The 7292-nt window shown below is 68.3% G+C and carries 9 protein-coding genes; 7 read left to right on the top strand and 2 right to left on the bottom strand.

The window, feature by feature from the left end; genetic code table 11:
• The 7 genes from H0U68_RS09125 to H0U68_RS09095 form a co-directional block, all read left to right on the top strand.
• Window positions 1–450, top strand: a 450-nt coding sequence (locus H0U68_RS09125) for a DNA polymerase III subunit gamma/tau C-terminal domain-containing protein (RefSeq protein WP_296354802.1), incomplete at its 5' end; no start/stop codon positions are given.
• Between the two features lie 41 nt (window positions 451–491).
• Window positions 492–824 (top strand): YbaB/EbfC family nucleoid-associated protein, encoded by a 333-nt coding sequence (locus H0U68_RS09120; RefSeq protein WP_296354801.1) that lies wholly within the window; start codon window positions 492–494, stop codon window positions 822–824.
• Entirely contained in the window at window positions 821–1408 is a 588-nt protein-coding gene (gene recR, locus H0U68_RS09115) for a recombination mediator RecR (protein ID WP_296354799.1), read from the top strand. Before H0U68_RS09120 ends, recR begins: the two co-directional genes overlap by 4 nt.
• A gap of 10 nt (window positions 1409–1418) precedes the next feature.
• Window positions 1419–1844 (top strand): MAPEG family protein, encoded by a 426-nt coding sequence (locus H0U68_RS09110; protein WP_296354798.1) that lies wholly within the window; start codon window positions 1419–1421, stop codon window positions 1842–1844.
• A gap of 122 nt (window positions 1845–1966) precedes the next feature.
• Window positions 1967–3013, top strand: coding sequence for an ABC transporter substrate-binding protein (locus tag H0U68_RS09105; protein ID WP_296354796.1), 1047 nt, complete (start codon window positions 1967–1969; stop codon window positions 3011–3013).
• Window positions 3014–3362: 349 nt separating this feature from the next.
• Window positions 3363–4178, top strand: a complete 816-nt coding sequence (locus H0U68_RS09100; RefSeq protein ID WP_296354794.1) for an ABC transporter ATP-binding protein — start codon at window positions 3363–3365, stop codon at window positions 4176–4178.
• Window position 4179: 1 nt separating this feature from the next.
• The gene (locus tag H0U68_RS09095; RefSeq protein ID WP_296354793.1) at window positions 4180–5016 is read left to right on the top strand and encodes an ABC transporter permease; all 837 of its coding nucleotides are present in this window, start codon (window positions 4180–4182) and stop codon (window positions 5014–5016) included.
• Between the two features lie 127 nt (window positions 5017–5143).
• On the opposite strand, the gene H0U68_RS09090 is transcribed toward H0U68_RS09095, so the two are convergent.
• Both H0U68_RS09090 and H0U68_RS09085 read right to left on the bottom strand, forming a co-directional pair.
• A complete protein-coding gene (locus H0U68_RS09090; protein WP_296354792.1) occupies window positions 5144–5572 on the bottom strand; it encodes a YXWGXW repeat-containing protein in 429 nt (142 codons plus the stop codon).
• 194 nt (window positions 5573–5766) lie between these two features.
• On the bottom strand, window positions 5767–7269 hold the full coding sequence (locus H0U68_RS09085) for a transglycosylase SLT domain-containing protein (protein ID WP_296354804.1): 1503 nt from the start codon (window positions 7267–7269) through the stop codon (window positions 5767–5769).
• Window positions 7270–7292: the final 23 nt, after the last annotated feature.

Below are 7292 nucleotides of genomic sequence, written 5' to 3'. Positions count from 1 at the left end.
GTGCCGGTGCGCGTGCAGCCCGAGCCTTCGCGCGACACGCCCGCGGCGCCCGCCGTCGTGCCCACGCAGGAGGGCGACTTCTGGCACGCAACGGTGCAGCAGCTGGTGGCCGCCGAAGCCGTCACGGCGCTGGTGCGCGAGCTGGCCCTGCAGTCGCAGCTGGTGGCACGCGACGAGGGGCACTGGATGCTGCGGGTGGAGCGCGCCTCGCTCGACCAGCCCACCAGCCGCGAGCGGCTGCGCAATGCCCTGCACGCCGCGGGCCATGCGGTGGAGCTCAGCGTGGAGGTCGGCTCGGTGAGCGACAGCCCGGCCCGGCGAAACGCGCAGGCCGCGGCCGAAAAACAGAAGGCGGCCGAGGAAGTGATCCTGGCCGATCCGTTCGTGCAGGCCATGATGCGCGACTTTGGCGCGAGAATCGTTCCTGGCAGCATCAGGCCGCGCACGTGAGCGCCCTGGCGCACAACAGCATTTCAAGACAAGAGGACATCATGTTCAACAAAGGACAACTGGCCGGCCTGATGAAGCAGGCGCAGGCCATGCAGGACAACATGCGCAAGGCGCAGGAAGAGCTTGCCCTGGTCGAGGTCACCGGCGAGTCCGGCGCCGGCCTGGTGAAGGTCACCATGACCTGCAAGCACGAGGTCAAGCGCCTCGCCATCGACCCCAGCCTGCTGGCCGACGACAAGGACATGCTGGAAGACCTGGTGGCCGCGGCCTTCAACGCCGCCGTGCGCAAGGTCGAGGAAACCTCGCAGGAAAAAATGAGCAAGTTCACCGCCGGCATGCCGGGCCTGCCCCCGGGGATGAAGCTGCCGTTTTGAGCGCCGTCCAGGCCCTTGTGGACGCATTGCGCCGCCTGCCGGGCGTGGGCGTGAAGTCGGCTTCGCGCATGGCCTTCCACATGCTGCAGCACGACCGCGAGGGCGCGCAGCTGCTGGCGCAGGCGCTGCAGCAGGCGGTGGGCAACGTGCGGCACTGCAACCTGTGCCACACCTTCACCGAGGGCGAGGTCTGCGCCACCTGCCGCGACCCGCGGCGCGACCGCGCCAAGCTGTGCGTGGTGGAGACGCCGGCTGACCAGGCGGCGGTGGAGCGCACTTCCGCGTTTCGCGGCCTCTACTTCGTGCTCATGGGCAAGCTGAGCCCGCTGGACGGCATCGGGCCGAAAGACATCGGGCTGGAGCGGCTGTTCACGCGCGCCACCGATGGCGAGGTGCAGGAGCTGATCCTGGCGACGAACTTCACCGCCGAGGGCGAGGCCACGGCGCACGTGATCGCCGAGGCGATGAAGGCGCGCGGCCTGCGGGTGACGCGGCTGGCGCGCGGGGTGCCGGCCGGCAGTGAACTCGAATACGTGGACTTGGGGACCATCGCGCATGCGCTGGCCGACCGGAGAGAACGATGAGGAGGGAACAATGAGCAATCTGAACAACAGCGCGCACTTCACCGTGGCTTATGCATGCATGCTGATCGCCGCGCTGCTGCCGTTCGCCTGTGCCGGCCTGGCCAAGTGGCCGGGCTTCGGCAAGAGCCGCCGCGAGGGCGGCTTCGACAACCACCACCCGCGCGCGTGGCTCGCCAACACCACCGGCTGGCAGGCGCGCGCCAATGCCGCGCAGCAAAATAGTTTCGAGGCGTTACCGTTTTTCATCGGCGCGGTGCTCGCGGCGCACCAGCTCGGCGCACCGCAGGCGGTGGTGGACATTCTCGCCATGCTGTTCATCACCTTGCGCATCATCTACGTGGCGATGTACGTGGCGGATCTCCCCGCGATCCGCTCCGCGATCTGGGGCTTGGCGCTGCTCGTGAACATCGCGATCCTGCTGGTCGGCTGGCGCTAGACAACACCGCGGCGCGCAGGCGCCAAATGGATTTACGTGAAAACCCGCACGGGAACTTCCCGATGCGGGCGTACGCCGTCCTGCATAACCTGCGCCCCAAGAACATCAAGAGAGGTTTGTCCGTGAGCACCCCCCGTATCACCCGGCGCGTTTTCACCTGCGCGGCTGCTGTTGCCGCGGCGTCGCTGGCCGCACCCGCGCTGCGCGCGCAGACCAAGCCGGAGAAGAGCCGCATCGCCATCGCCGTGGGCGGCAAGGCCGGCTTCTACTACCTCCCGCTGACGATCGCCGAGCAGCTCGGCTACTTCAAGGCCGAGGGCCTGGAGGTGGAGATTTCCGATTTCGCAGGTGGCGCGCGTGCGTTGCAGGCATTGATGGGCGGCTCGGCCGACGTGGTGAGCGGTGCCTTCGAGCACACCATCAACATGCAGAGCAAGAACCAATTCATCCAGTCCATCGTGCTGCTGGGACGCGCGCCGCAGATCGCGATGGGCGTGTCGACCAAGACGATGCCGGGCTACAAGTCGCTGGCCGACCTGCGCGGCAAGAAGATCGGCGTGTCGGCGCCCGGCTCGTCCACCAACATGATGGCCAACCTGCTGCTGGCGCGCGCGGGCGTGAAGCCCGCCGAGGTCAGCTTCATCGGCGTGGGCACCAGCGCCGGCGCGCTCACCGCGCTGCGTGCCGGGCAGATCGACGCCATGAGCAACATCGACCCCGTGATGACCATGCTGGAGCAAAAGGGCGACATCAAGATCATCAGCGACACGCGCACGCTCAAGGGCACGCAGGAGGTGTTCGGCGGCCCAATGCCGGCGGCCTGCCTGTACGCGCAGGCCGAGTTCGTCCAGAAGAACCCCAACACCTGCCAGGCACTGGCCAACGCCATCGTGCACGGCCTGAAGTGGCTGCAGACGGCGGGCCCCAGCGACATCATCAAGACCGTTCCCGAAAGCTACCTGCTGGGCGACCGCGGCCTGTACCTGGCGTCGTTCAACAAGGTGCGCGAAGCGATCGCGCTCGACGGCATGCTGCCCGACGACGCGGTCAAGACGGCGCTGCGCGCGCTGGCGAGCTTCGAGCCCACAGTGCGCCCGGAGAAGATCGACCTGGCCAAGACCTACACCAACGAGTTCGCGCGCCGCGCCAAGGACAAGTTCAAGGCCTAATCTTTCTCCGGGAAAAGTCGCTTCGCGACTTTTCCCGGAGGTCTTGATCGGTGTGAGAAGGCCCGGCAAAGCCGGATCCTTCCCACATGATGGACCGCACTGCACGTTGTTGCGTGCGGTCCATCGTGACCAGCGCAGTGTTTCCCCCGGATTGCGCGAAACAGCGTGCAGCGCAGTCCCCCTTGCGGCCAGGAGCCGGCTTTGCCGGGCCTGGCTGCACCGATCAGCCGCATAAAAATCGCTCCAGCGATTTTTATGCGAACGAAGTCCTCGCCGCTCAGCGGTGCAGGCCTCTCCAACCGCGAAGGCCGGCCCCTGTGCCGGCCTTTCATTTTGATACGCTCGCCGCATGACCGACTTCGCGCTCGAGCTCCACGGCATCAGCATCACATTCCGGTCGCCGGGGGCCGGTGGCCAGGGGTACACCGCGGTGGCCGACACCACCTTGCGCATCCGCGCCGGCGAGTTCGTCTCGGTGGTGGGGCCCACGGGCTGCGGCAAGTCCACCTTGCTGAACGTGGGCGCCGGCCTGCTGGAGCCTTCGGCCGGCGAGGTGAAGGTGTTCGGCCAGCCGCTGCGCGGCATCAACGCGCGCGCCGGCTACATGTTCCAGTCCGAAGCCCTGATGCCGTGGCGCAGCGCCCTGGACAACGTGATGGCCGGCCTGCAGTACCGCGGCGTGCCCGACGCCGACGCGCGCGCGCAGGCGAACGCCTGGCTCGAGCGCGTGGGCCTGGGCGGCTTCGGCGACCGCTACCCGCACCAGATGTCCGGCGGCATGCGCAAGCGCACCGCGCTGGCGCAGACGCTGGCGCTGGACCCCGACATCATCCTGATGGACGAGCCCTTCAGCGCGCTCGACATCCAGACGCGCCAGCTGATGGAAAACGAGGTGCTGGCGCTGTGGGCCGCCAAGAAGAAGGCGGTGCTGTTCATCACGCACGACCTGGACGAGGCCATCGCCATGAGCGACCGCGTGGTGGTGCTGTCGGCCGGGCCGGGCACGCACCCCATCGGCGAATTCGAGGTAGACCTGCCGCGCCCGCGCGACGTGGCCGAGGTGCGCATGCACCCGCGCTTCGTGGAGCTGCATGCGCGCATCTGGGAGGTGCTGCGCGACGAGGTGCTCAAGGGCTACGCCCAGCAACTGAAGAAGGCGGCTTGAGATGGCGGGCTCCCGGCTTTCCAATCGCAGCCTGCGCCTGTGGCAGGTGGGTGTGCTGGTGCTGGTGCTGCTGGCCTGGCACCTGGCGTCGCGCAACGAGCAGACGGCGTTCTTCCTGGGCGAGCCGATCAAGGTCGCCGGCCGCATCTGGTCGTGGTTCTTGCCGGTGGACGTGGCGCCCAACGGCGTCTTCGCCGAGGGGCTGGCCGGGCGCGCGGACATCTATCCGCACCTGGGCGTGACGCTGGCCGAAACCGTGCTGGCCTTCGCCATCGGCACCGTGCTGGGCCTGGCCGTGGGCCTGTGGCTGGCGCTTGCGCCGACGGCCAGCGCGATCCTCGATCCCTACATCAAGGCCGCCAACTCCATGCCGCGCGTGATCCTGGCGCCGATCTTCGGGCTGTGGTTCGGCCTGGGCATCTGGAGCAAGGTGGCGTTGGCGGTGACGCTGGTGTTCTTCATCGTGTTCTTCAACGTCTACCAGGGCGTGCGCGAAGTCAGCCCGGTGATCCTGGCCAACGCGCGCATGCTGGGCGCCAACCGCAAGCAGCTGCTGCGCACCGTGTACCTGCCCAGCGCGACCAGCTGGGTGTTCTCCAGCCTGCACACGTCCGTGGGACTGGCGTTCGTGGGCGCCGTGGTCGGCGAATACCTGGGCTCGGCACGCGGTGTCGGCTACCTCATTCTGCAAGCCGAGGGCACGTTCGACGTCAACACCGTGTTCGCCGGCATCGTGGTGCTGACGGCGTTCGCGCTGGTGCTGGACGGCATCGTCGGCCGCATCGAGCGCCACCTGATGAAGTGGCAGCCGCAGGCCGGCGAAACAGAGAAGCTCTGACTTCCCCGGCGGATCGCGCGAAATAACATGCAGCGCGATTCCCCATGTGCAAACGCCCGGCTTTGCCGGGCGTTTGCACTCTGCGCAGAGCACTGAAAAATCGCAGCAGCGATTTTTCAGTGAATGCTTAGCTTCGGTTCGGGTTGTTCGGGAAGCGGTCGTTGCGGTTGCGCACGCCGTCGCCGTCCGAATCGCGCTGGCCCCAGGGAATGCTGCGGTCGTCGCGCCGGTTCATGCCGACGCGGTCGCCGCCGCCACGCGCCCAATGGCCGTCCATGAACATCCACTGGCCGTCACGCTGTTCCCAGCGCGCCTGTTCCCAGTGCATGCCGTTGCGTGCGGCCTGCCAGTGGCCCGGGCGCCAGGCGTACTCGCCGTCGCGCCACTGGTAATGGCCTTCCACCCAGACGCGGCCGGCGCGGGGGGCCGGCATCACTTCGGAGCGCGGCGCGGGCGGCGCCACGTCGACGACGATGGCGGGCACCGCAAAGGCGGTGGCACTGCCCAGCATGGTGCCGGCAGCCAGCAAGGTGGCGAAGAGAGCGTTGCGTTTCATGGTTATCTCCTTATAAGTTGACGATTGGAGGATGCCTACGCAGCTTGGGCTGGGGCATCGGCCGATATCGGGTGTGTGTGTCGGCCAGCTCTGGCCCGGCCGACACGCAACCCATCAGCCGTCAATCGCGGTCGAAGACGCCTGTCGATCGGTCCTGCCCGAGCGGGCCGCGAGCTCTGCTGCGGCCCGCTGGCTCAGTGGCGCTTTTTGCGCTTGATGGGCTCGCCGCGCTGGCTGGGCCGTGCGGCCGCCACGGCCGGGCGGGGGCCGGCAACGCGCGCGCTCACAGCAGCGCGGGTGGGCACAGTAGCGCGCGTAGCCACAGCTGCACGCGTGCCCGTGGCCGTGCGCATGGCCACAGCCGGGCGCAGGGCGCCCTGCGCAACCGCCGCACGCAGCGGCGCATGCACGGCGCCGCCCGCCTGGATGGGCAGCTGCAGCACGACCTGCTGCCCGGCCTTGAACGCCGCCGCCTGCACGACACCGTTCCACTCGGCCACCTGGGCCGGGTTGAGGCGGTAGCGTTGCGCGACGGTGACCACGCTGTCGCGCTTGCCGGCCTTGATGACGACACGGCGCGTGGTGATTTCCGGCGCCAGGCTGAGCTGGCCGTTGTCGGCCACATGGCTGGCCACGTCGTCCTCCTGGCTCTTGGACGAGCGCGGCACGATCAGGACCGATCCGGCCTTGATGAGCATGCGCGGCGGAATGGTGTTGACCGTGCGCAGGTCGTTCTCCGGCATGCCGACGCGGCGCGCCGCTTCCGACACGCTCATGGTGGCCGGTGCACTCCATGCGGTCCAGCTGGCATAGCGGCCGTCGGTGTAGCTCTCGTAGTTGCGCTTGAAAACGGTGGCGTTGTCCCAGGGCAGCAGGATCTGCGGCGTGCCGGCGGCCAGCACCACCGGGTGGTTGAGCTGCGGGTTGAGCGCCTTGAAGTCTTCCAGCTTGATGTCGGCCAGGCGCGCGGCCAGCGCCACGTCCATGTCGCGCCGCACGGTGACGGTCTGGAAGTAGGGGTGGTTCTCGATCAGCGGCAGCTCGGCGCGGAACTGGTCCGGCGTGGCGATGATGTTCTTCACCGCCTGCAGCTTGGGCACGTAGTTGCGCGTTTCGTTGGGCATGGTCAGGTCGGCATAGCCGGTGGGCAGCCCGAGCTTCTGGTTGCGCGCGATGGCGCGGCCCACGCTGCCTTCGCCCCAGTTGTAGGCTGCCAGCGCCAGGTGCCAGTCGCCGAACATGCCGTGCAGCTTCTGCAGGTAGTCCAGCGCCGCGCGGGTGGAGGCCAGCACGTCGCGCCGGTCGTCGCGGAACACGTTCTGCTTGAGCTCGAAGTCCTTGCCGGTGGCCGGCATGAACTGCCACATGCCGGCCGCGCGCGCGCTGGACACGGCCTGCGGGTTGTACGCGCTTTCGATGAAGGGCAGCAGCGCGAGCTCGGTCGGCATGCCGCGCCGCTCCAGTTCCTCGACGATGTGGAACAGGTACTTGCGCGAGCGGTCGGTCATGCGCCCGATGTAGTCGGCGCGCTGCGAATACCACTGCTCCTGCTGGCGCACCAGGTCGCCCTCCAGGTTGGGCATGCCGAAGCCGCGGCGGATGCGCTCCCACAGGTCGGCCGGCGGCTGCAGGCGGGCGACGCCCTGCGAGGCGATTTCCTCGGCGGTGATGGGGCGCAGCGCGCCCGAGGGCAGCACCGGCTGGGCGGGCGCCTTCGCCA

Source organism: Ramlibacter sp. (genome assembly GCF_013697775.1).
Lineage (GTDB): Bacteria > Pseudomonadota > Gammaproteobacteria > Burkholderiales > Burkholderiaceae_C > Ramlibacter.
This window is presented reverse-complemented; position numbering and strand designations above follow the sequence as displayed.